The organism is Desulfurispora sp., from assembly GCF_052744395.1.
This window is the reverse complement of the sequence record NZ_JBRAJI010000015.1, coordinates 21187-43693: the sequence shown is the minus strand read 5'-3', so window position 1 is coordinate 43693 and position 22507 is coordinate 21187. Positions and strand designations below refer to the sequence as shown.

Annotated in this window: 22 protein-coding genes and 1 other RNA gene; 16 read left to right on the top strand and 7 right to left on the bottom strand. The window is 59.0% G+C overall.

Features of this window, described 5'->3' with window-relative positions; translation table 11 throughout:
* Window positions 1-6: 6 nt before the first annotated feature.
* From ACUVTU_RS05930 to amrA, 7 genes are all read right to left on the bottom strand, one after another.
* Window positions 7-1197, bottom strand: coding sequence for an acetylornithine transaminase (locus tag ACUVTU_RS05930; protein WP_445889042.1), 1191 nt, complete (start codon window positions 1195-1197; stop codon window positions 7-9).
* Window positions 1198-1229: 32 nt separating this feature from the next.
* On the bottom strand, window positions 1230-2117 hold the full coding sequence (argB, locus tag ACUVTU_RS05925; protein WP_445889041.1) for an acetylglutamate kinase: 888 nt from the start codon (window positions 2115-2117) through the stop codon (window positions 1230-1232).
* A gap of 15 nt (window positions 2118-2132) precedes the next feature.
* Window positions 2133-3350 carry a bifunctional glutamate N-acetyltransferase/amino-acid acetyltransferase ArgJ gene (argJ, locus tag ACUVTU_RS05920; RefSeq protein WP_445889040.1) on the bottom strand — a complete coding sequence of 406 codons (1218 nt, stop codon included), beginning with the start codon at window positions 3348-3350 and terminating at the stop codon, window positions 2133-2135.
* A 38-nt stretch (window positions 3351-3388) separates the two neighbouring features.
* A complete protein-coding gene (gene argC, locus ACUVTU_RS05915) occupies window positions 3389-4465 on the bottom strand; it encodes an N-acetyl-gamma-glutamyl-phosphate reductase (RefSeq protein WP_445889039.1) in 1077 nt (358 codons plus the stop codon).
* 147 nt (window positions 4466-4612) lie between these two features.
* Window positions 4613-5380, bottom strand: a complete 768-nt coding sequence (locus ACUVTU_RS05910; protein WP_445889038.1) for a Sir2 family NAD-dependent protein deacetylase — start codon at window positions 5378-5380, stop codon at window positions 4613-4615.
* A 15-nt stretch (window positions 5381-5395) separates the two neighbouring features.
* On the bottom strand, window positions 5396-6397 hold the full coding sequence (gene amrS / locus ACUVTU_RS05905; RefSeq protein WP_445889037.1) for an AmmeMemoRadiSam system radical SAM enzyme: 1002 nt from the start codon (window positions 6395-6397) through the stop codon (window positions 5396-5398).
* Window positions 6398-6468: 71 nt separating this feature from the next.
* Window positions 6469-7875 (bottom strand): AmmeMemoRadiSam system protein A, encoded by a 1407-nt coding sequence (gene amrA, locus ACUVTU_RS05900; RefSeq protein ID WP_445889036.1) that lies wholly within the window; start codon window positions 7873-7875, stop codon window positions 6469-6471.
* A 241-nt stretch (window positions 7876-8116) separates the two neighbouring features.
* Here amrA and ACUVTU_RS05895 point away from each other — a divergent pair, with 241 nt between their 5' ends.
* The 16 genes from ACUVTU_RS05895 to ACUVTU_RS05820 all read left to right on the top strand — a co-directional run bounded on the left by ACUVTU_RS05895 (window position 8117) and on the right by ACUVTU_RS05820 (window position 22361).
* Entirely contained in the window at window positions 8117-8719 is a 603-nt protein-coding gene (locus ACUVTU_RS05895) for a hypothetical protein (RefSeq protein ID WP_445889035.1), read from the top strand.
* Window positions 8720-8752: 33 nt separating this feature from the next.
* Window positions 8753-9115: an EscU/YscU/HrcU family type III secretion system export apparatus switch protein gene (locus ACUVTU_RS05890; RefSeq protein WP_445889034.1), complete on the top strand. Its 363-nt coding sequence runs from the start codon at window positions 8753-8755 to the stop codon at window positions 9113-9115.
* A 304-nt stretch (window positions 9116-9419) separates the two neighbouring features.
* Window positions 9420-11846 carry a 3-hydroxyacyl-CoA dehydrogenase/enoyl-CoA hydratase family protein gene (locus ACUVTU_RS05885; RefSeq protein ID WP_445889033.1) on the top strand — a complete coding sequence of 809 codons (2427 nt, stop codon included), beginning with the start codon at window positions 9420-9422 and terminating at the stop codon, window positions 11844-11846.
* 15 nt (window positions 11847-11861) lie between these two features.
* Window positions 11862-13040, top strand: a complete 1179-nt coding sequence (locus ACUVTU_RS05880; RefSeq protein WP_445889032.1) for a thiolase family protein — start codon at window positions 11862-11864, stop codon at window positions 13038-13040.
* A 34-nt stretch (window positions 13041-13074) separates the two neighbouring features.
* Entirely contained in the window at window positions 13075-14826 is a 1752-nt protein-coding gene (locus ACUVTU_RS05875; protein WP_445889031.1) for an acyl-CoA dehydrogenase family protein, read from the top strand.
* Window positions 14827-14997: 171 nt separating this feature from the next.
* Complete coding sequence (locus ACUVTU_RS05870) at window positions 14998-15621, top strand: TetR/AcrR family transcriptional regulator (protein ID WP_445889030.1); 624 nt, start codon at window positions 14998-15000, stop codon at window positions 15619-15621.
* A gap of 93 nt (window positions 15622-15714) precedes the next feature.
* Window positions 15715-16410, top strand: coding sequence for a deoxyribose-phosphate aldolase (gene deoC, locus ACUVTU_RS05865; protein ID WP_445889029.1), 696 nt, complete (start codon window positions 15715-15717; stop codon window positions 16408-16410).
* A 104-nt stretch (window positions 16411-16514) separates the two neighbouring features.
* Window positions 16515-16931: a PaaI family thioesterase gene (locus ACUVTU_RS05860; RefSeq protein WP_445889028.1), complete on the top strand. Its 417-nt coding sequence runs from the start codon at window positions 16515-16517 to the stop codon at window positions 16929-16931.
* Window positions 16932-16971: 40 nt separating this feature from the next.
* Complete coding sequence (locus ACUVTU_RS05855) at window positions 16972-17523, top strand: HDIG domain-containing metalloprotein (protein WP_445889027.1); 552 nt, start codon at window positions 16972-16974, stop codon at window positions 17521-17523.
* A 4-nt stretch (window positions 17524-17527) separates the two neighbouring features.
* Window positions 17528-17980: an SsrA-binding protein SmpB gene (smpB, locus tag ACUVTU_RS05850; RefSeq protein ID WP_445889026.1), complete on the top strand. Its 453-nt coding sequence runs from the start codon at window positions 17528-17530 to the stop codon at window positions 17978-17980.
* A 63-nt stretch (window positions 17981-18043) separates the two neighbouring features.
* Window positions 18044-18399, top strand: a transfer-messenger RNA (tmRNA) gene (gene ssrA / locus ACUVTU_RS05845).
* A 153-nt stretch (window positions 18400-18552) separates the two neighbouring features.
* The gene (locus ACUVTU_RS05840) at window positions 18553-19314 is read left to right on the top strand and encodes a sulfite exporter TauE/SafE family protein (protein WP_445889025.1); all 762 of its coding nucleotides are present in this window, start codon (window positions 18553-18555) and stop codon (window positions 19312-19314) included.
* Window positions 19315-19333: 19 nt separating this feature from the next.
* Window positions 19334-20254, top strand: coding sequence for a TIGR01777 family oxidoreductase (locus ACUVTU_RS05835; protein ID WP_445889024.1), 921 nt, complete (start codon window positions 19334-19336; stop codon window positions 20252-20254).
* Between the two features lie 156 nt (window positions 20255-20410).
* A complete protein-coding gene (locus ACUVTU_RS05830; protein WP_445889023.1) occupies window positions 20411-20650 on the top strand; it encodes a thioredoxin family protein in 240 nt (79 codons plus the stop codon).
* Between the two features lie 95 nt (window positions 20651-20745).
* On the top strand, window positions 20746-21132 hold the full coding sequence (locus ACUVTU_RS05825) for a putative zinc-binding protein (RefSeq protein WP_445889022.1): 387 nt from the start codon (window positions 20746-20748) through the stop codon (window positions 21130-21132).
* 182 nt (window positions 21133-21314) lie between these two features.
* Window positions 21315-22361: a permease gene (locus ACUVTU_RS05820; RefSeq protein WP_445889021.1), complete on the top strand. Its 1047-nt coding sequence runs from the start codon at window positions 21315-21317 to the stop codon at window positions 22359-22361.
* Window positions 22362-22507 lie beyond the last annotated feature (146 nt).

Below are 22507 nucleotides of genomic sequence, written 5' to 3'. Positions count from 1 at the left end.
TCCTGATCAGCTTAGACTGCTCAACACCTGTTCCAGAATCTCCAGCGCCCGGTCTACATCAGCCTGGCTGATGATCAAAGGCGGCACAAAACGCAAAATATGGGTTCCCACACAGTTAATCAGCAGGCCCCGCTCCCGGCAGGCCTCCACTACCGGCCGGCCTTCCCGCGTCAGCTCCACACCCAGCATCAGGCCCAGTCCGCGCACCTGGCGCACAAAGGAATACCTGGCCGGCAGCTGCTGCAGGCGCTGGAAGAAATAAGCGCCCACCCGGGCGGCATTTTCCACCACTCCGCCGTCCAGCAGCTGTTCCAGCACGGCCAGGGCCACCCGGCAGGCCAGGGGGTTGCCGCCAAAAGTGGAGGCGTGGTCACCGGGCTGCAGCACATTTGCCGCCCGGGGGCCGGCCAGCATGGCCCCGATGGGGAAACCGTTGCCCAGGGCTTTGGCCAGAGTGAGCACGTCGGGCTCCACCCCGTAGTGCTGGTAGGCAAACAGCCGCCCGGTGCGGCCCAGGCCGCACTGCACCTCATCAAAGATCAACAGCAGTCCTTTTTCATCACAAAGACGGCGCACGCCCTGCAGGTAATGTGGATCGGCTGGATAAACACCGCCCTCGCCCTGCACCGGCTCCAGCATGATGGCGCAAGTGCGGGGGGAAATGGCCGCCGCCAAGGCCTCCAGGTCGTTGAAGGGTACATAGGTGAAGCCCTCGGGCAGCGGCTCGAAGCCCTGCTGGTATTTGGGCTGCCCGGTAGCCGTGATGGCCGCCAGCGTGCGGCCGTGGAAGGATTGCCGGGCGGTGATGATCTCATAACGGTGCCGGCCTTCCTGCTTGCCAAACTTGCGGGCCAGCTTGATGGCCGCCTCGTTGGCCTCGGCGCCGCTGTTGCAGAAGAAGACCTTGCTGGCGCAGGAATTCTGCACCAGCACCTGCGCCAGGCGGGCCTGCGGCTCAATATAGTACAGGTTGGAGACATGCATGAGCTGCCCGGCCTGCTCGCAGATGGCCCGGGTCACGGCCGGGTGGGCATGTCCCAGGGCATTCACTGCCAGGCCGGCCACAAAATCCAGGTATTCCCGGCCCTCGGCATCGTAAAGCAGCGCCCCTTCACCCCGTACCGGACAAAAAGGCAGCCGGCCGTAGGTGGGCAGGATATACTGGTCGCTTAAAGCGATGATTTCTGCCGAATGCATCTATATTCACCCGCTCTCTAGCACTATGTAACCTAATTTACCACCATGGTACCAATACCCCGGTCGGTGAACACCTCCAGCAGGATGGCGTGGGGCACCCGCCCGTCCAGAATGTGCGTGGTCTGCACTCCCGCCTGCAGGGCGTGCAGGCAGCAGTCCACCTTGGGCAGCATCCCGCCGCCGATCACTCCCTGACGCACCAGGCGATCAATGTCCTGACGGCTGACCACCGAGAGCAGCGAACCCGGATCGTCCGGTTTTTGCAAGATTCCCGGCACATCGGTCAGGTTGATCAGCTTGTTGGCCGCCAGTGCCCCGGCCAGAGCGCTGGCGGCATAATCGGCATTGATGTTATAGCTTTCTCCGCCGTTGCCCATGGCCACGGGGGCAATCACCGGTATATAGCCCTGCTCGATCAGCGAGCTCACAATACCCGGATTGACCCGCTCTATATCACCCACCAGGCCGATGTCCACCTCCTGCACAGTGCCGTCCGGCTGCTGTACCCGGCCGGCCCGGCGCACGGCGGTGAACAATCCGGCATCCTTGCCGCACAGGCCCACGGCCCGCCCGCCCAGCTGGTTGATGCGGGCCACGATGTCCTTGTTGATCTTGCCCACCAGCACCATTTCCACTATTTCCATAGTCGGCTCGTCGGTAACCCGCAAACCGCCCACAAAGCGGGACTGAATATCCAGCCGCCGCAGCATGGCGCTGATTTCCGGGCCACCGCCGTGCACCAGCACGGGGTGCATACCCACATACTTCATCAGCACCACATCGGTGAGCACGGCCTGTTTCAGCTCCTCGCTGACCATGGCGTGCCCGCCGTACTTGATCACCACGGTCTGGCCGTAAAATTTCTTGATATATGGCAGGGCTTCCACCAGTATGGCCGCCCTCTCCTGCGCCGTCGTCATCAAACCACCTTCTTTTCACGTGCGGTAACTGCCATTGATCTTGACGTACTCGTAAGTTAAATCGCAGCCCCAGGCCAGGGCACTGTACTCACCCTGTTTGAGATCCACGATCACATCCACCTGTTCCCGGGCCAGCACCCCGGCCGCCCTTTCCTCATCAAAGGCCAGGGCACATCCGTTCGCTGCTACCTGCACCTCACCCAGATAGATGTCCACCCGCTGCGGGTCGAATGCCGCGCCTGAATACCCCAGGGCGCAGATAATCCTGCCCCAGTTGGCGTCGCGCCCGAACACCGCCGCCTTGAACAGGTTGGAGGAAACGATGGCTCGGGCGGCCCGGCGGGCGTCCTGCAGGGTGGCCGCCCCCTGCACCCGGGCCTGGATCAGGTGCGTGGCCCCTTCCCCGTCCCGGGCGATTTTTTGGGCCAGCACGGTGCAGATTTGTTCCAGGGCATCCTGGAAAGCCGCCGCCTGCGGGCTGTCCGGTTCAATGCGCACACCGGCGGCACCATTGGCCAACAGTACCACCATATCGTTGGTACTGGTGTCACCATCCACACTGATCTGATTGAAAGTAGCCTCCACGGCCTGCCGCAGGCACTGCTGCAGAAATTCGGCCGGCACGGCGGCATCGGTGGTCAAAAAGCAGAGCATGGTGGCCATGTTGGGGTGAATCATCCCCGAACCCTTGGCCATACCACCAATGACAAAGCGGCCCGCGGATGTAGAAACAGCCAGGGCCAGCTGTTTGAGCTCGGTGTCGGTGGTCATGATGGCCTCGGCGGCATCAATTCCTCCCTCCCGGCTCAAAGCTGCTGCCGCCGCATCAATACCCGCCAGTACTTTGCCCATGGGCATGGGCTGGCCGATCACCCCGGTGGAGGCGACCAGCACGTTTTCCGGCTTAAGACCCAGCTTTTCCGCCACCCGCCCGGCCATGGCCAGCGCATCGTTCTCCCCCTGCGGGCCGGTGCAGGCATTGGCATTGCCGCTGTTCACCACTATGGCCTGCACCGGATGGCCGGCGGCAATATGGCGGCGGGTCAACTGGAGCGGCGCCGCCTGCACCCGGTTGGTAGTATACATCCCGGCAGCGGTTGCCGGGGTCTGGCTGAAGAGCAGGGCCACATCTTTTTTTCCCACATATTTGATGCCGGCAGACACTCCGGCGGCCAGATAGCCCGCCGCTGCCGTCACTCCGCCTTCCACAATTTGCACACTGTACTGGTTCAAGAAGAATGCTCCTTTCTGTGATGCCCGGTGGCAGTTGATCAGGGATACAGGCCCGGCCCGGCCAGGGCGGTACTTTCAGGCAGATGGCAGATGATATTCATGTTTTGTACCGCCTGTCCGGCCGCTCCTTTGATCAGGTTGTCTATAGCAGTCACCACCACCACCCGGCGGGTGCGCGGGTCGTACACCAGACCGATGTCGCAGTGATTGCTGCCGGCCACCGCTCTGGTCCCCGGCAGCATCCCCGGAGGCAGCACGCGGACAAAGGGTTCATGTTCATAGAACCGCCGGTAGAGTTCAGGCAGGCCGCCCACATCCGCCCCGTCCTTGAGGCGGGCATAAATAGTGCTGAGAATACCCCGGTTCATGGGAGTCAGGTGAGGAGTGAAGGAGATGGTCACCGGCTGCCCGGCCAGAGCCGACAGCATCTGCTCAATTTCAGGGGTATGGCGGTGCCGGGCCACGTTGTACGCCTTGATATTCTCATTAACCTCACAGTAGTGCGTGTTCAGGGACAATCCCCGCCCGGCCCCCGAAACTCCCGACTTGGAGTCGATAATAATGCTGTCGGTTTCGATCAGCCCCGTCCGGAGCAGCGGCGCCAGCCCCAGAATAGCCCCGGTGGGATAACAGCCCGGATTGGCCACCAGCCAGGCTCCCCGGATCTTTTCCCGCTGCAGTTCGGGCAGGCCGTATACCGCTTCGCCCAGCAGGTCGGCACCGGTGTGCTCCACTTTATACCACTGCTGGTAGGTTTCCGCACTGGTAAAACGAAAATCGGCCCCCAGGTCGATGAATTTTTTCCCCCGGCTTTTGACGGCACGGGCCACGGCCACGGCATGGCCATGGGGCAGGGCGGTGAACACCACATCACACCGTTCGGCCAGCAGATCGGGATCCAGTTCCTCGGTTACCATATCCACATAACCGTAAAGGTGCGGGTAGACTTCCCAGAAAGCCTGCCCGGCATAGCTCTGGCTGGTCAACACAGCCAGGTTCACCGCCGGGTGGCCGGCCAGCAGGCGCACCAGCTCGGCCCCGGCATAACCGGTAGCCCCCACAATGCCCACATTGATTTCTGCCACAAAACAGCACTTCCCTTCTTTTCCGGCCATCATTGTTCTGTTTCTACAGCAGCTATTATAAATATTAAACCGGCGTCGCTGTATATCGTGTATATTTATACAGCGATCACCGGCTCATAAACCGGCTTCGTTTTATAATTATACAACTAGATGCATGGTCAGTGCAACAGTTGTTTTTTAGATAGTTTTTTCCCGCAACCGGCCCCGCTTGACCAGCTCATCGGCCAGCGCCTGCATGGCTTCACCCGCCCTGGCCTCGATGCGCAGGGCGGCCCGGCTGTCGGCCATGGTTGGACCCATGTTGATCAGGGCAAATTTCTTGCTCAAGTAGGGCAGATAGTTCACCGGCGCCACTTCCAGACTGGAGCCAATCACCAGCAGCAGCTGGCTGTCGGCCACCTCCCGGCAGCAATAATCAAATTCGGGCGGCAGCGGATCCCCGAAAAAAACCGCATCCGGTTTGTACACTCCCCCGCAGGCCGCGCAGAGGGGAGGCAGAGCCCCCTGCTCCACCATTTCCTCCAGCTGCCGCCAGCTCACCTGATGCCCGCAGCCGATGCAGGTGGCCGAGCGCAGGTGCCCGTGCATCTCATACACGGTGCGGGAACCGGCCTGTTGGTGCAGCCCGTCCACATTCTGGGTGATTACCCCCTGGATCAGACCGGCTTCCTCCAGGCGAGCCAGCACATAGTGGGCGGTGTTGGGCCGGGCCCGGTGCAACGCGCCCAGCAGGGGTAGCCCGACTTCATAGAACACTTTGGGCCGCTGCGTAAAGGTTTCCACCGAAAAAACCTCGATGGGGTCCACCTTACTCCACAGCCCGTCCGGTCCGCGAAAATCAGGAATACCGCTTTCGGTAGAGATACCGGCACCGGTCAACACCAGGGTTTTGCTGCTGGACAGCAGCAGATCGGCCAGTTCAACAATTTTTTCCCGCCAGGGCATACTTTTCCCCCCTGTTCACATATTCTTACAGATCGGCTCGCCGCAGTAGCGGCAGTTGCCGCCCGCCAGCCCGTCTCCGTCCACCAGATAACCATACCGTTTGATCACTGTTCGGCCGCAGCGTGGACAGAGCGTGTTGCTGCCATCCAGTTCGGGCGCGTTGCCCGTGTAAACAAAATCCAGGTATTCCCGGGCCACCTGCCGGGCCCTTTGCAGGCTTTCCAGCGGGGTGGGAGGCAGGTCAAACTGGTAATTGGGAAAATAGCGCGACAGGTGCCAGGGCAAACGGCGGTCCACTCCGGCCAGAAAGCGGGCCAGCTGCTCCACCTGCTCCGGGCTATCGTTCTCCCCGCCAATGAGCAGAGTGGTCACCTCGACATGGCAGCTTTGCGCGGCCAGCCGGATGGTTTCCTGAACTGGCTCCAGCCGGCCGACACAGTGCCGGCGGTAGAACTCACCGGTCGCCCCCTTCAGGTCTATGTTCATGGCATCAATGTAGGGCAGCAGTTCCTGCAGCGGCTGGCGATTGATATACCCGTTGGTCACCAGCACATTCTTCAGCCCCGCTTCCCGGGCCAGGCGGGCCGTATCCAGCACAAACTCGTACCACATCAGCGGCTCGGAATAGGTGTAGGCCAGACCCACCATATTCCCTTCCCGCTCCCTGAAAGCCCGGGCCTGCTGCACCACCTGCTGCGGGCTGAAATAGCGGGCCGGCGCGCTGTCGGTCTGGGCGATGTGCCAGTTCTGGCAGAAACCACAGCGCAGATTGCAGCCCAGAGTGCCCAGGGAAAAAATCAGGCTGCCCGGATAAAAATGGTACAGCGGCTTTTTTTCCATGGGATCCAGGGCCGCCGCGCTGACCAGACCGTAGTTGGCTGCATACAGCCGCCCTTCCCGGTTCTGGCGCATCCGGCACATACCGCCGTGCCCGTCGGCAATGCGGCAGCCCTGGGGACAGAGCAGGCAGTGCACCCGGTTTTCCGGCAGGCGCCGGTAATACAGCGCTTCCTGCATATTTATGCACCGGCTTTCCTTCAAATGATTTTAGTTGCTCTATATTTCCTGCTGTTTGCCTGAGGACCTCCTCACCTGTACCTGACCACTTCAAAACGTTCTATGGTATATTTTTCCTGTGGGCTAATGCCGGCTTTCTGCAGGGCGATTTCCAGCTGCTGTTCCACTGTATCCACCCCTTCCAGATCAGGCAGTAAAAGCCCTTTTCGCCACCCGCTGCGCACAATCACGCCGTAGCGCCTGGGGTCCAGCTGGCTCGGGTCGCTCACCGGCTCTGCCGGACCCAGCACATCAACCGAGATATCAATTTCATCCAGCTCGGACGCACTGACCGGATAAAACCGCGGATCGGCCGTACCGGCGCTGATGGCGTTGGCGATTACTTCCCCGGCAATGCTGTCGTGCTGGGGTTCAATGGTGCCGATACAGCCCCGCAGTTCCCCGTGCTTTTTCAAAGAGACAAAAACCCCGGCCGGCCGGCGGAACTCCTCCGGCACCTCCTCCGGCGAGACCCGGTAACGCTGGCCGCGCAAATGGCTCTCCAGGGCCGCCCGGGCCAGGGCGGGCAGATAACCCTCACCGGCTTTGCGCTCTTGCACCGCCGCTTTTTCCTGTTCGGCAAACTGCCGGGAAAAGAGTCGTCCTTCGTCCGGTTCACCCGGCTTTAAAGCAGCCACCAGATAGCCCACCCCGAAAGGACCCTCATAGGAATAAACCGGCACGGTGTAGGAAAAGCCGTCCAGAGCGCCCAGCATCATCACCAGCGGCCGCCAGCCGCACTCACCGGCCGCCCGGCGCAGCTGCTCGTCGATGAATACCAGCCCGGGCACATCGCCCTGCCCCAGCCTTTCCCCCAGCAGCCGGTCGAATTCCGCCCCCTGCGGGTGGTAGCCGGAAGGAGCATCGGGGGTGAGGCGGTGGGAAAGGTCACCGCTGGCCAGCAAAGCAATTTTCAGGCCCAGCTCCCGGGCCGCCTGGCGGGCGGCCAGACCAAACCGGTACAGCTGCACCGGCGGCAGCAGCCCCATGTAAACGGGGACCAGCGGCGGCAGTTCCCCCGCCTGCTGCAGAAAATATAACGGCACGGTCAGACCATGATCCAGCTCCAGGTCCACTTCCCAGTCGGCAGCATTTTGCCGGCTCAAGGGCAGATGAACAATCCCCGCCTCCTCCAGGCAGCGGCAGATTTGCCGGGCCAGTTCCGGATGACCGGGCAGGCTCAAGTGGACCCCGGGGGCCCGGAAAGCGGCCAGATCGCCCTGCCAGTTTTCCTCCACCCCCACCGCCAGGCCATCGCGAAAAACCGGCCCGTGGGGAGTGATCAAGACCAGCGCCTGTGCTCCACACTGCTGGAGCAGGCGGCCCATTTCCAGCATGGCCTGCTGCGAAGCAGCCACTTTCTGTGCCTCTGCTCCTCCCACTTCGGGCACCATAATGGGCGGATGGGGACACAGGCCGCCCATCACCACTGACATCATGCCCATCACCATCCCGCTTTCGTGATTGGTTCACCAAAACAGTTTTTCCGCTTCATACAAACATTATGAGCCTACATATGATCAGGACCTGGTTTATTTCGGCCCGGCGGCAGAAAATTCCTGCTGCCATGCAGGGGGCGATAACTTTTCCCCCCCGGCGGCCGACCGGACAAAAAAACCTTTATTGTGCCCGGCTTTTGATCGATAATTAATTATGTAATACAAGCGAGGTGAAAGTGCCGTGCAAATCACCCAGCTCGTCCCGGCCCTGCTGCGCATCCTGGGCCAGCGCGCACCCACCCCGCCCGACAAATCCCCTCCCGGACAGCAGGATTTCGCCCGGGTAATGGCTCAGGACACCCCGGCTGCTGCAGCCAGCCGCACCGCTGCAGAGCCGGTTCTTTCCCGTCAGGATACCGCCCCGACCCCGGATACATCCGGCCAGACCGCCTGGCCGGGCTATTTCCCTCTGCCCTGGCGCAGCGAGCTCTTTCCGCGGGCCAGTTTTTACATCAAGTTCAATGAACGGGATGCCGGAGCCAAAGATCCGGCAACAGCATCCTCGCTCGGCCTGTTCATCCAGCTCCAGACCAGCCAGCTGGGTTACCTGTGGCTGTACTGGCTGGTAGAAAACCAGCACTGCCTGCTGCAGCTCTACACGCCCGACAAAGAGGTAGCCCGCCTGCTGCAGGAACGGCTGTCCGAACTGGAAGCGCTGCTGCACCACAGTTACCCCGAAAGCCAGGTCATCTGTCACTACCGCCCCGACGTCCACACGGCCCGGCAGCTCATTCCCGAGCTCCAAAATCTCCCCCGGGCCATCTTGATTGATCTGACAGTATAATGAGCCGTAATTAACCCAGGGCAGGTGAATATTGTGTCCGGACCGGCAGAACAGCTCAAACGGCAAAACAGCCAGCAGCAGCTTGCCAGGGAAAAAACGCAGGCCGAGCCAACCGTCGCCGCCGCCCTGCGCTACGACCCCGGGCAGGACAATGCCCCGCTGGTGGTGGCCAGCGGCCGGGGCGAAATGGCCCGCCGGATCATTGATACCGCTCGCCAGCACGGCGTAGCCATCTACCAGGACGAACAGCTGGCCAAAACCCTGCTCAAACTGCCCGTGGGCCAGGAAATCCCTCCCGCGCTCTATCAGGCTGTGGCGCAGGTGCTGGTCTATCTGGCCGGGCTGGACCGGGAACTGCAGCAAAAATATGCCGCCCCTGCCGCACCCCGTGCCTGACATTCCCGAATTTTCTATTCAATTCCCCTCAAATATGCAAAAATACCCCCCAAACAACAAATTTTATACCTGAATAGTCATTCAGGGGCTACCAGCGGTCTTTACGGCTCTCAAACTAGTATTGATTTTTTTTATAATATGAAATATCTTTATATTGATACATCATGATTGAACATTCAGTCATGTAGCTGCGAAGCGGGTAACTCCCCTGTCCCGTCTTGGTCCGGCCAGACCTGCATACCGGGCCAAGACCGGATCAGGGACAAGGTTGCTTAAAGCCAACGCCAAAGGAGGAACGCAGAAGATGAAGCGCAGCATCAACAAAGCTGCCGTGCTGGGTGCCGGCGTTATGGGCGCCGCCATTGCCGCTCACCTGGCCAATGTGGGCATTCCTACATATCTGCTGGATATTGTGCCGAATGCCCTGACTCCGGAAGAAGAGAAAAAGGGCCTTACCCTGGAAAGCCCGGCCGTACGCAACCGCTTTGCTACCGGCGCCATCGCCAACCTGGTCAAAGCCAAACCGGCCGCCTTTTATGTACCGGAAAACGCCGCCCTGCTCACCCCCGGCAACTTTGAAGACAACATGGCCTACCTGGCCGACTGCGATTTAATCATCGAAGCTGTAGTGGAAAGGATGGACATCAAGCAGAACCTGTTCGCCAAAGTGGAACAGTTCCGCCGCCCGGGCAGCATTGTGGCCTCCAACACCTCGGGTCTGTCCATCAACCAGATGATCGAAGGGCGCAGTGAAGAGTTCAAGCAGCATTTCATCGGCATGCACTTCTTCAACCCGCCCCGCTATATGCGCCTGTTGGAAATAATCCCGGCCCGGGAAACCCTGCCCGAAGTGGTGGACTTTGTGTCCTACTTCGGCGAAGTAGTGCTGGGCAAGGGCATTGTTATCTGCAAAGACACGCCCAACTTTGTGGCCAACCGCATTGGCGTGTACGGCATGTGCGCCACCATCAAGGCCGCCCTGGAATTCGACCTGAGCGTGGAAGAAGTGGACGCGCTGACCGGCCGGGTGATGGGCCGGCCCAAGAGTGCTTCTTTCCGCACCCTGGACATGGTGGGTCTGGACGTCATGCTGCACGTGGCCAAAACGGTTTACGACTACACCAGCGATCCGGCGGAAAAAGCTGTATTCGAACCAGTGGAACCCCTGCAGAAGATGCTGGAAAACAAATGGCTGGGTGACAAGACCAAACAGGGCTTTTACAAGAAGGTCAAGACCAATGCCGGTCGGGAAACTCTGGCCATTGATTTGAAAACTCTGGAATACCGGCCCAAACAAAAGGTCAAGTTTGCTTCCCTGGAAGCGGCCAAGCAGGCCGGCAAACCGGCCAACCAGTTCAAGGCTCTGCTCGCCGGCAAAGATAAAGCGGCCCAGTTTGCCTGGAAGATCACCCGCGACGTGCTGCTTTATGCCGCCAATCTGCTGGGCGTAATTGCCGATGATATCCAGGCTATTGACAACGCCATGAAGTGGGGCTTCAACTGGGATTTCGGTCCCTTTGAAACCTGGGACATCCTGGGCGTACCCAATGTAGTGGAACGCCTCAAGGCCGAAGGCATCCCGGTACCCCAGGTGGTGGAAGACCTGCTGGCCGCCGGCAAGACCAGCTTCTACGAAGCCAAGCAGGGCGACCGCTTCATCTTCGACCAGCAGAGCAAGGAACACAAACCCGAAAAGCTGGGCGAAGGCGTTATTTTCCTCACCCCGCTGAAGGAAAAGGGCAAAGTGCTGCTGTCCAACTCGGGAGCCAGCCTGATTGACATCGGCGATGGCGTGGTCAACCTGGAATTCCACAGCAAGGCCAACTCCCTGGGCGAAGACGTCATGGGTATGGTGCGCAAGGCTGTGGAGTTTGTAGAGAAAAATGACTATGTGGGCATGGTGGTGGCCAACTACGGCCAGCACTTCTCGGTGGGCGCCAACCTGATGCTGGTGCTGATGGAAGCTGAGGACGAAGAGTGGGACGATCTGGACTTCATGATCAAGGAATTCCAGAAAGGCACCATGGCCCTGAAGATGTGCCAGAAGCCCGTGGTGGCCGCACCGCACGGCATGGCCCTGGGCGGCGGCTGCGAAGTCTGCCTGCACTCCCATGCGGTCAACGCCTATGCCGAAACCTACATGGGCCTGGTGGAAGTGGGCGTGGGCCTGATCCCGGCCGGCGGCGGCTGCAAAGAGCTGACCCTGCGTGCCTATGAGCTGATGCCTCCGTCCGCCGATGGCGTGAAGACCGGCGGCACCAACTCGGTCCAGCCCATGATCAACAAGGTCTTTGAAAATATTGCCATGGCCAAAGTATCCACCAGCGCCCGGGAAGCCCAGAAACTGGGCCTGATGCGGGCTACCGACCGGGTAACCACCAACCGCGACCTGGTGATTGGCGATGCTAAAAAGCTGGTGCTGGAACTGGCCCCCACCTTCCGCCCCCTGCAGCTGAAGCAGGTGCCGGCAGTGGGCGCTCCCGGCTACGCCGCGCTGGATGTAGCCATCCACACCATGCGCTGGGGCAACTACATTTCCGACCACGATGCCAAGATCGCCCGCAAAGTGGCCCACATCATCACCGGCGGCGGTGTCACTGCAGGCACCATGGTAGGCGAATGGGATCTGCTGGATCTGGAAAGAGAAGCTTTCCTGAGCCTGCTGGGCGAACCCAAAACCATTGAGAGAATTCGCCACATGCTGGCCACCAACAAACCGCTGAGGAACTAGGGGGGTAAAGGTAGAATGCAAGAAGCTGTAATCGTCAGCACCGTGCGTACAGCGGTGGGCAAAGCTCCCCGGGGCAAGCTGAAAAACACCCGCCCGGAATACCTGGCTGCCACCGCCTTGAAGGAAGCCCTGGCCCGGGTGCCGGCCCTGGACCCGGCGGAAATAGATGATGTAATCTTTGGCTGCGCCTTCCCGGAAGCTGAGCAGGGCATGAACGTGGCCCGGATGATCAACCTGCTGGCCGGACTGCCCGACAGCGTGTCCGGTGTCACGGTCAACCGTTTCTGCTCCTCCGGCCTGGAGGCCATTGCCATCGGCGCCACCCGCATCATGGCCGGTTTTGCCGATGTCTATGTCTGCGGCGGTGTGGAAAGCATGAGCCAGGTACCCATGGGCGGCAACAAGCTGTCCCCGGACCCGGAACTGATCAGCATCTGCCCCGAAGCCTATATGGGTATGGGCCTGACCGCGGAAAACGTAGCCGACAAATACGGCATCACCCGCGAACAGCAGGACGAATTTTCCGTCCAGAGCCATGCCAAAGCGGCCAAAGCCATAGCCGAAGGCAAATTCAAGGATGAAATCGTACCCCTGACCATCACCGAGAAATTCTGGCAGAATGGCAAGATCGTTGAGAAAAAGACCGTATTCGATACCGACGAAGGCGTGCGCCCCGGCACCACTATGGAAGTGCTGGCCAAGCTAAAACCGGTCTTCCGGGCTGGCGGCAGCGTCACTGCGGGCAACTCCTCCCAGACCAGCGACGGCGCGGCCGTCACCGTGCTGATGAGCCGCCGGAAGGCCGAAGAGCTGGGTTTAAAGCCCCTGGCCGTGTTCCGCTCCTACGCTGTGGGCGGCTGCCCGCCCGAGATCATGGGCATTGGCCCCACGGTGGCCATTCCCAAGGCCCTCAAGCTGGCCGGCATCACCAAAGACCAGGTGGATGTCTTCGAGCTGAACGAGGCCTTTGCCGCCCAGGCCCTGGCCTGCATCAAGGTGCTGGAACTGGATCCGGCCAAAATCAACCTGAACGGCGGCGCGGTGGCCCTGGGTCACCCGCTGGGCTGCACGGGAGCCAAACTCACCGCTACCCTGATTCATGAGATGCACCGGCAAAAGGCCCGCTACGGTGTGGTCAGCATGTGCATTGGCGGCGGTATGGGCGCAGCCGGCGTATTTGAACTGGTAGACTAAAATCCCAACCCATCCCGAAAGGAGCGAAAACACTATGCCCATTCCCGGTGGCAAGTTCTTAATTGATCAGATTAATCCGGCTGATATCTTCACCCCGGAGGATTTTTCCGAAGAACATCAGATGGTGGCCAGCACTGTGGCCGATTTTATTGAAAACGAAGTAGTGCCCAACATTGAACGCCTGGATCACCAGGAAGAAGGCCTGATGGCTGCTACTCTGAAGAAAGCGGGCGAACTGGGCCTGCTGGGCGCCGACATTGCCGAAGAATATGAAGGCGCCGACATGGGCAAAATCGCCTCGGCCATCATTGCCGAGTACAGTTCGGGCGGCGGCTCCTTTGCGGTGAGCATCGGTGCCCACACCGGCATTGGCTCTCTGCCTATTGTGCTCTTTGGTACAGAGGAGCAGAAGAAAAAATACCTGCCCGGCCTGGCCACCGGCGAACTGATTGCCGCCTATGCCCTGACCGAGCCCGGCGCCGGCTCCGATGCCCTGAACTCCAAAACCAAGGCCGTGCTGTCGGAAGATGGCAAGTATTACATCTTAAACGGCGAAAAGATCTTCATCACCAACGCCGGTTTCGCCGATGTCTTTATCGTCTACGCCAAAGTGGACGGCGACAAGTTTACCGCCTTCATTGTGGACCGCGATACTCCGGGCTTCAGCGTGGGCGCGGAAGAAAAGAAACTGGGCATTAAAGGCTCCTCCACCTGCAGCCTGATTTTTGAAGACGCCAAAGTACCGGTGGAAAATGTGCTGGGCGAAGTTGGCAAGGGTCACGTCATCGCTTTCAACATTCTGAACATCGGCCGTTACAAGCTGGGCGCCGGTTGCGTGGGTTCCTCCAAAGTGGCCCTGAATCAGGCTGTTAAGTATGCTCTGGAGCGCCAGCAGTTCAATCTGCCCCTGGCCAAATTCGGCATGATCCGTACCAAGATTGCCCAGATGGCCATCAAGACCTACGCCGCGGAAAGCGCCGTCTACCGCCTGGTGGGCGACATTGAAGAAGCCCTGCACGATGTGAAGTCGGGCGCCGAAGCCGGAGCGGCCATTGAAGAATATGCCATCGAGTGCTCCATCACCAAGGTGCTGGGTTCGGAAACCCTGGACTACTGTGTGGACGAATGCGTACAGATTCACGGCGGCTACGGCTACACCCAGGAGTTCCCTGCCGAGCGCTTCTACCGCGATGCCCGCATCAACCGCATTTTTGAAGGCACCAACGAAGTCAACCGTCTGGTCATCCCGGCCACCCTGCTGCGCAAGGCCATGAAGGGCAAGCTGCCTTTGATGCAGGCCGCCCAGGCTCTGTCCAATGACATCCTCAACCTGCGCGCCAGTGTGGAAGAAGACGGCAAGCCGCTGGCTGCTGAACGGGCCATGGTCAATATGGCCAAGAAGCTGTTCCTGCTGGTGGGCGGCCAGGCCGTGCAAAAGTTCATGCAAAAGCTGGCCAAGGAACAGGAAATGATCGCCATCATGGCCGATATGGCCATTCAAATCTACGCCATGGAGAGCGCCGTGCTGCGCGCCCTGAAAGCCTGGGAAAAAGACCCGGCATCCGCCGAAACCAAGCTGCTGCTGGCCTCGGCCTATGTCTATGACGTCTTCCCCATGTTTGACAAGTGGGCCAAGGAAGCGCTATGCTATTTGTTTGAGGGAGATATGCTGCGCACCCAGCTTTCCATTGTCAAGCGCATGCTCAAGTTCCCGCCGGCCAACCTGGTGGAACTGCGCCGGCAAATTGCCGCCAGAGTTATTGAAGCGGAAAAATATATCGTGTAATTAATCCATGCTGACCCCTCCAAGCGCCATGTCCGGCCTTCCCCTGGCCAGATCTTTCCGGAAGGAGCAAGCCTGTGTCCGCTTTCTCCCCTTGGCGGGCCCAATCAGCTGCCCCTTCCGGAAATGGCGCTTGTTTTTATTACAGTTTGAGCTATCCAGGAGGACAGGGTCGTGGCAAGAAGATCTGGTGAAAAGTACCGGGCGATCATTGAAGCGGCCGTAAAGGTCATTGCGGAAAACGGCTATCACAACTCCCAGGTGGCCAAAATTGCCCGGGAGGCCGGTGTGGCCGACGGCACCATTTATCTTTATTTCCAGAACAAAGAGGATGTTCTGATCTCCCTGTTCCGCATCAAGCTGGGTGATTTCACCAATGCCGCCCGCAATGCCCTGCAGGAAATTGACAACCCCTTTGAACGTCTGGCCCGGCTGATCACCCTGCAGTTCCAGCGCATGCAAAACGACCGGGCCCTGGCCTCCGTGCTCCAGATCCAGCTGCGCCAATCCGAGACCACGATCAGGCGGGCCATTGCCAAGATCATCAAAGAGTATTATAATTTCCTGGAGGAAATCATTGCCGACGGCATGAACAAAGGGGCATTCTCCCGTGATCTGGACATCAAGGTAGCCCGCAAGATGATCTTCGGCACCCTGGATGAAATTACCACCTGCTGGGTGCTTTCCAGCCGCCAGTACGACTTGCTAACCCAGGCCCGGCCGGCCTACCGGCTGCTGGCCCGGGCGCTGTCGGTTGATGGCACGTTCCCGGATTTTCCCGCCATACTGGGTGAGTAATCATACCCACCGGTGCCGCCGGTGGGTTAGTTTTTTCCCGGCCCATTACCGCCCAGGTGGCGCATATAAACCACAAGCAAAGGAGTTGCCGTCGTGACAGAGAGGCTCACACCGAACCGGCTGGCCAGCTTCATCGACCACACTCTGCTCTCCCCTACCGCCACCCTGCCTGACATTGAGCGCCTGTGCGCAGAAGCCCGGCAATACGGCTTTGCCGCCGTTTGTATCAACCCGTGCTACGTGCCAGCGGCCAGCAGGGCGCTGCAGGATGGCCCGGTCGGAGTCTGCACTGTGATTGGCTTTCCCCTGGGCGCCGGCAGCACTGCCGCCAAAGTGGCCGAGGCCGCTGCAGCCCTGCAGAATGGCGCCACCGAACTGGATGTGGTGCTCAATCTGGGCTGGCTGAAAAGTGGCCTGATGCAGGCGGTGCTGGACGACCTGCGGGCTGTGGTACAAACTGCGCGGCAGATCACCCCGCGGGCTCTGGTAAAGGTAATCCTGGAGACATGCTATCTCACGCCGGAAGAGAAAATACTGGCCTGTGAGCTGGCCGTGCTGGCCGGCGCGGATTTTGTCAAGACCAGCACCGGACTGGGCAGCGGGGGAGCTACCCGGGAAGACGTGCAGCTATTACGCCAGCACGTACCGCCCCACGTAGGGGTTAAAGCCTCGGGGGGGATTAAAACAGCCGACCAGGCCCGGGCCATGCTGCAGGCGGGAGCGACCCGCCTGGGCACCAGCAGCTCCCTGGCCATCATGCAGCAGCTGACCGGTACCGGACAGTCCTGATATTTCTCCGGCGAGCGTCTTCCGGGAGAGCTTGCGAAAACGGGTCCGGACTGATAAAATACTAATTGTTACCATTAAAATATGGTTGTACCAGGAGGCTCCGCATGAAACTGCCCCTGTCCCAGACCGGTGTTTCCATGTGCTTTGGCTGCAGCCCCCACAATCCCATCGGTTTGCAACTTACTTTTGAACTGCAGGACAACGTTTGCCGCTGCCGGTTTTCCGCCCGGGATGAACACCAGGGCTGGCCGGGCTATATGCACGGGGGACTCATCGCCACCCTGCTGGATGAAACCATGGCCAACTGGCTCAAGTTTCACCGTCTGGACACCATGACCGCCGAAATGACGGTGCGCTATATGAAGGCCGTGCCCATCCACACCCCGCTGCTCATCGAAGCCCGCAATCTGGAGCACAAAGGCCGGCTGATAATCATGGAAGGACGCATCTTTTTGCCGGATGGCCAGTGCACTTCCCGGGCCACGGCCAAGTTTTTGCAAGTAAATTTCCAGCCGGTTTGATCTATTAATAGTCTAACGAGTATCAACGGAGGAATTGACCATGCAGCGTGAAGCAGCTCTGGATCTGTTACAAAAATACCTAAAAACTGCCAATCTGGTGAAACACTGCCTGGCCGTGGAAGCCGTCATGCGCGGCCTGGCCCGTTACTTAAATCAGGATGAAGAAAAATGGGGCCTGTCCGGCCTGCTGCACGATATTGATTACGATCAAACCAAAGACGATCCGCAGCGGCACAGCCTGCTGGGCGCAGAAATCCTGGAACAGCACGGTCTGCCGGAAGATGTAATCTATGCCGTCAAAGCGCACAATGAAGCACACGGCCTGCCCCGCCTTTCCCTGCTGGACAAAGCGCTCTACTGCGCCGACCCGGTCACCGGGCTGATTGTGGCCGGTGCGCTGATCAAAAAAGAAAAATCGCTGGCGGCTATTGATGTGCCCTTTTTGCTGAACCGCTTTGGTGAAAAATCCTTTGCCCGGGGAGCTAACCGGCAGCAAATTGCCGCCTGCTCCGAGCTGGGGCTGGAACTGGAAAAATTCCTGGAAATATCCCTTGCCGCCATGCAGGGCATTGCCCGGGAAATGGGACTGTGATATTATGGCCGGAACGCCTACCATCAGCAACCGCAAGGCCCGTCATGAATATCATATTATTGAAACCTTTGAAGCCGGCATTGAACTCAAAGGCACCGAAGTGAAGTCGCTGCGGGCCGGCCGGGCCAATTTGCAGGACAGCTTTGCCCGTATTGAAAATAACGAACTTTTGCTGTATAATATGCATATCAGCCCCTATGAGCAGGGCAACCGCTTCAACCACGAGCCCAAAAGGGTGCGGCGGCTGTTGATGCACCGGCAGGAAATCAACCGCCTGCACAGCAAAATCCGCGAGAAAGGGCTGACCCTGATTCCGCTGAAAGTGTATTTTCAGCGAGGCTGGGCCAAGGTGGAACTGGCCCTGGCCCGGGGTAAAAAGCTCTACGACAAGCGGCAGGACATCGCCGCCCGGGATGCCCAGCGGGAAATGGAACGAGCCCGCCGGGCCAAAGGCTAATCATTGGTTTCAGAAGAACAACATCAAACCAGTCTGAAGCCAAAATGCAAGGTTAATGAACAAGGGGGCGTACTGGTTTCGACGGGGGAACTGGTGACAGGAGTAGCGAGCCGGGGTTCCACCCGCCCGTAAAAACGGTGGAAAGCTGATAAGTGCCAACGAAAACTACGCTCTGGCTGCTTAATTTGTAGCAGCTACGTCCTTCCCGCGCCGGGCCCGTGGCCCGGGAAAGGGCGTCACATTAACGGGCTGGCTGCCAGGTTGCCTTCCGGAGATCTGGTAGGACTTTCACCGGAATAGCACCCGCGGAGGCTGGCTGTGGCCGCCAAAGGTGCGAAGCTTAAAGCACAGCCTGCGCTCGGAGAGACTGCTGTGGTCATTCCTTCGGACGGTGGGTTCGACTCCCCCCGCCTCCACCATTACCATCAGCAAATAAAAGGCTGTCAGTAATATGGCAGCCTTTTTGTTTTTGCCAGCGAATTTTGGTCAATTTTCCACCGTCAATAAAATGTGTGTTTATTTGTTTACAAGCAGGTGCTTTGAGTATATTGTTAAATTGAGGTGATACATAAATGACCAGCTGGCTAATTGGCCTGGCTGCCGGCTTTTTTGGGGGACTGGTGGGGCTGGGCGGCGGGGTAATCATGATTCCCCTGATGGTTTCCGTACTCAAAATGAACCAGCACAGCGCCCATGGCACCAGCCTGGTAGCACTGGTTTTTACCGGGATGGCGGGCGCAGCCACCTATGCCTTAAACGGCTCGGTTGACATCCTGGCCGCGGCCCTGCTGGCCTCCACAGCCATCTTCACCGCCCGGGCTGGTGCCCGTTTTGCCCATGCCCTCCCGGAGTGGCAACTGAAAAGAGCTTTTGGGGGATTTCTGGTTTTCGTCTCACTTCTTTTACTCTTAAAGCCCTACCTGCCCCATCTCGCGGGCCTGAACACCTTGCGGGCGGAAGTGGTCGTCTTTTTATTAACCGGTATTTTTACCGGCTTTCTTTCAGGAATGATGGGTGTGGGCGGAGGTACCATCATGGTTCCCTCCATGGTGCTCCTGGCCGGCTTTTCCCAGTATCTGGCCCAGGGATGTTCCCTGCTGGCCATGGTGCCGGTAGGCATAGCGGGTGCGCTGACCCACTGGCGCCTGGGCAATGTGAACGCTAAAATCCTGCCGGGACTGGTGCCGGGCATCCTGCTGGGTACATATCTGGGCGGCTCCCTGGCCCACATCCTGCCCGAGGGAGCTTTGCGCGTCATCTTTGCCGGCGTGCTCACCTGGACCGGAGCAAGGTACTTGCGCACTCCCCGCCCCGAGCCGAAAGAAGTTTGTTAAAAAAGTTGGAGGTTAATTTATGCGTGCAGTAATTGCCGGCGGCAGCGGTCTGGTGGGCCGCGCCCTGACAGAATATCTACTGGCCCTGAACTGGCAGGTGACCGTACTCACCCGCTCCCCGGCGCGGAACCTGCCGTCCGGGGCTCCCTTCGCCCTCTGGCCGGGCAGCAGCGGACAGGGCTCTTTAACCTGGGCACAGGTTTTGGAAGGAGCCAGCGCCCTGATCAACCTGGCCGGTGCCTCCATTGCCGGCCGGCGCTGGTCGGAACATTACAAACAGGCTATTCTGGAAAGCCGCCTGCACAGCACCCGCCGGTTAGTGGAGGCCATCGCCTGCCTGCCGCCCGACCAGCGCCCCCGCGTACTGATTAATGCTTCAGCTGTGGGCTATTACGGCAGCCGGGCCGACGAGGTGCTGACCGAAGAGAGCCCACCCGGCCATGACTTTTTGAGCCAGGTTTGTTCGGCCTGGGAGCAGGAAGCCCTGCGGGCAGAGGAACACGGCACACGGGTAGTGCTGCTGCGTACCGGCCTGGTACTGGCAAAGGAGGGCGGTGCCCTGCCCCGCCTGCTGCTGCCCTTCCACCTTTATGCCGGCGGGCGCACCGGCAGCGGCCGGCAATGGATGTCCTGGATCCACATTCAGGACCTGGTGCGCCTGATCTATTTTCTGCTGCACCACCCCCGGGCCAGCGGCCCGTTCAATGCCGTCTCCCCCCGCCCGGTCACCAATATCCAGTTCTGCCGCACTGCTGCCCGGGTGCTCCACAAGCCTTCCTGGCTACCCCAGCCCGCTTCCCTCCTGCGCCTGCTGCTGGGCGATATGGCTGACGCTCTGCTGCTGGCCAGCCAGCGGGCTCTACCCGCCCGCGCTCTGGAGGCAGGCTTTGTTTTCACCTATCCGGAACTGGGCCAGGCGCTGCAGGCCTTCTTTCCTTAATCAACCAGGAAACAACAGTCCCTGTAAAAAAGATTTTCCGGAATCTTTGCCCATTGCTCTTGACAGTCAACAGGTTTGGGTTTATTCTTTTTACATAAGCTATTTATTATATAAGCAACGCATTAATTCTAGTTTGTTCATTTGGAGGTGAACATTTTGGATATTAAAGTTCTGGGCCCGGGATGCAAAAAGTGTCAGGAACTGGAAAAAGCAGTGCGCAAGGCCGTGGAGGAAACAGGCATTGCCGCCAGCATCGAGAAAATTACCGATCTTGACCAGATATCCTCATACAATGTGCTGATGACGCCCGGGCTGGTGATTAACGGCAAGGTCAAGGTATTCGGTCGGGTACCCAAACACCAGGATCTGGTGCGCTATATCAAAGAAGAGATGTAACCGGAACCGGGCTGTGGTTATTACCTCAAAGAAGAATAGTATCCCGGTAATAAATTCACGAAGATAATTTAATAATTTTTAAGGAGGAAATAATAATGGCCGACAACTGCAGTTGCACAGCCAGTGCATCGGAAATACTAATCTTTCCCTGTTCCGGAGCCTCCAACGTGGGGCAAATCGCCAACCAGGTGGGCGTTGAGCTGACCAAAAACGGTGTGGGCCGGATGTTCTGCCTGGCCGGCATTGGCGGACATGTGGAAAGCTTTATTGAATCGGCCAGAGGAGCCAAAAGGTTGGTAGCCATAGACGGCTGTCCGGTGAAATGTGCCAAACACACCCTGGAACACGCTGGAATCAATATCACCGATTACCTCGTGATTACAGAAGAAGGGATCAAAAAAGCGCACAACTTCGACCTGAATGCGACAGACATCCAGAAAATCTACGACCGGGTGCGTTCTTCCCTTACCCAAGGCTGCTAAAAGACTGCTGCTTAAGTGGATCTGTTTGTTTAGAGTAAACAACTGGAGCAAATCTTTCCATAGTAGACGACTGCCGCCCAAAGCGGGGCCACTCCCTGAAAAGCCCCGCTTTTTGTCAGTTTGCGAATATTAGATTTCACTTATATAAATATCGTATAAAATTATATTCATAGAGGTGATGTATGATGAGTTTAAATGCCATCCTGATGAGCGGCGTCAATGAGCTGCTGGAATATCTCTCGGCCCACGTGCTCACCTGCCTGATCCCGGCCTTTTTTATCGCCGGCGGCATAGCGGCCGTGCTGGCCACCGGCGCGGTGCTGAAATATTTCGGCCCCCGCGCCCCCAAACACCTGGCCTACGGTGTGGCTTCGGTATCGGGCGCCATCCTGGCCGTATGCTCGTGCACCATCCTGCCCCTTTTCGCCGGAATCCATCGCAAAGGAGCCGGACTGGGACCGGCCGTCACCTTCCTTTTCTCTGGCCCGGCCATCAACATTCTGGCCATCGTGCTCACCGCCCGCAAGATGGGCTGGGAGCTGGGCCTGGCCCGGGCCGTGGGCGCCATCTCCTTTTCCATTATCATCGGTCTGCTCATGGCCCTGATTTTTGAACGCAAGCGCCAGGAGCAGGCGGAAGACGACGGCATGTTTGCCGGTGAGGAAAGCCGGCCGGCCTGGCAACTGCTGGCCTTTTTCGGCACCCTGGTGGCCATCCTGCTCTTTGGCACGGCGGCTATCCCCTTCTGGAGCAAGGTAGCCATTATCTTTTCCCTGCTCAGCTTCCTGGCGGTGGTGCTCACCCAGTGGTATGACGGAGAGGATGTGCGCACCTGGCTGAGTGAAACCTGGAAGTTTGTTAAGCAGATTTTCCCGGTGCTGCTGGCCGGAGTGTTTATCGCCGGTATTCTCAAGGCGATCATCCCCCAGCACTGGATTCAAACGGCGGTCGGCCAGAACAGCCTGGCCGCCAACCTGCTGGCCTCGGTTTTCGGCGCTCTGATGTACTTCTCCACCCTGACCGAAGTGCCCATTGTCAAAGCCCTGCTGGACATGGGCATGAACAAGGGCCCGGCCCTGGCCCTGTTGCTGGCCGGTCCCTCATTAAGCCTGCCCAATATGCTGGTCATCGGCCGGGTGATGGGCGTAGCCCGAACAGCGGTCTATGTGCTGCTGGTGGTGGTCCTGTCCACGCTCACGGGCCTGTTTTTCGGTTACCTGGTCGGCTAGGTTTCCCGGCAGCAGGCTCTAAGACAATAAATCCAACCGACATGCAAAAACCGGGTGCGACCTGTGGCACCCGGTTTTCACATTTTAGCTATTGGTCCGGTAGCTCAAACCTGACAGCTATCCCGCCCCTTTCCGGCAATCATACC

Coding starts and splice junctions, on each gene's coding strand:
- ACUVTU_RS05875 (WP_445889031.1), top strand. CDS start 13,075: ATGCCCATTCCCGGTGGCAAGTTCTTAATTGATCAGATTAATCCGGCT.
- ACUVTU_RS05910 (WP_445889038.1), bottom strand. CDS start 5,380: ATGCCCTGGCGGGAAAAAATTGTTGAACTGGCCGATCTGCTGCTGTCC.
- ACUVTU_RS05860 (WP_445889028.1), top strand. CDS start 16,515: ATGAAACTGCCCCTGTCCCAGACCGGTGTTTCCATGTGCTTTGGCTGC.
- ACUVTU_RS05820 (WP_445889021.1), top strand. CDS start 21,315: ATGATGAGTTTAAATGCCATCCTGATGAGCGGCGTCAATGAGCTGCTG.
- ACUVTU_RS05835 (WP_445889024.1), top strand. CDS start 19,334: ATGCGTGCAGTAATTGCCGGCGGCAGCGGTCTGGTGGGCCGCGCCCTG.
- smpB (WP_445889026.1), top strand. CDS start 17,528: ATGGCCGGAACGCCTACCATCAGCAACCGCAAGGCCCGTCATGAATAT.
- ACUVTU_RS05825 (WP_445889022.1), top strand. CDS start 20,746: ATGGCCGACAACTGCAGTTGCACAGCCAGTGCATCGGAAATACTAATC.
- argC (WP_445889039.1), bottom strand. CDS start 4,465: ATGGCCGGAAAAGAAGGGAAGTGCTGTTTTGTGGCAGAAATCAATGTG.
- ACUVTU_RS05880 (WP_445889032.1), top strand. CDS start 11,862: ATGCAAGAAGCTGTAATCGTCAGCACCGTGCGTACAGCGGTGGGCAAA.
- ACUVTU_RS05840 (WP_445889025.1), top strand. CDS start 18,553: ATGACCAGCTGGCTAATTGGCCTGGCTGCCGGCTTTTTTGGGGGACTG.
- amrA (WP_445889036.1), bottom strand. CDS start 7,875: ATGATGTCAGTGGTGATGGGCGGCCTGTGTCCCCATCCGCCCATTATG.
- argB (WP_445889041.1), bottom strand. CDS start 2,117: ATGACGACGGCGCAGGAGAGGGCGGCCATACTGGTGGAAGCCCTGCCA.
- ACUVTU_RS05930 (WP_445889042.1), bottom strand. CDS start 1,197: ATGCATTCGGCAGAAATCATCGCTTTAAGCGACCAGTATATCCTGCCC.
- ACUVTU_RS05885 (WP_445889033.1), top strand. CDS start 9,420: ATGAAGCGCAGCATCAACAAAGCTGCCGTGCTGGGTGCCGGCGTTATG.
- ACUVTU_RS05855 (WP_445889027.1), top strand. CDS start 16,972: ATGCAGCGTGAAGCAGCTCTGGATCTGTTACAAAAATACCTAAAAACT.
- amrS (WP_445889037.1), bottom strand. CDS start 6,397: ATGCAGGAAGCGCTGTATTACCGGCGCCTGCCGGAAAACCGGGTGCAC.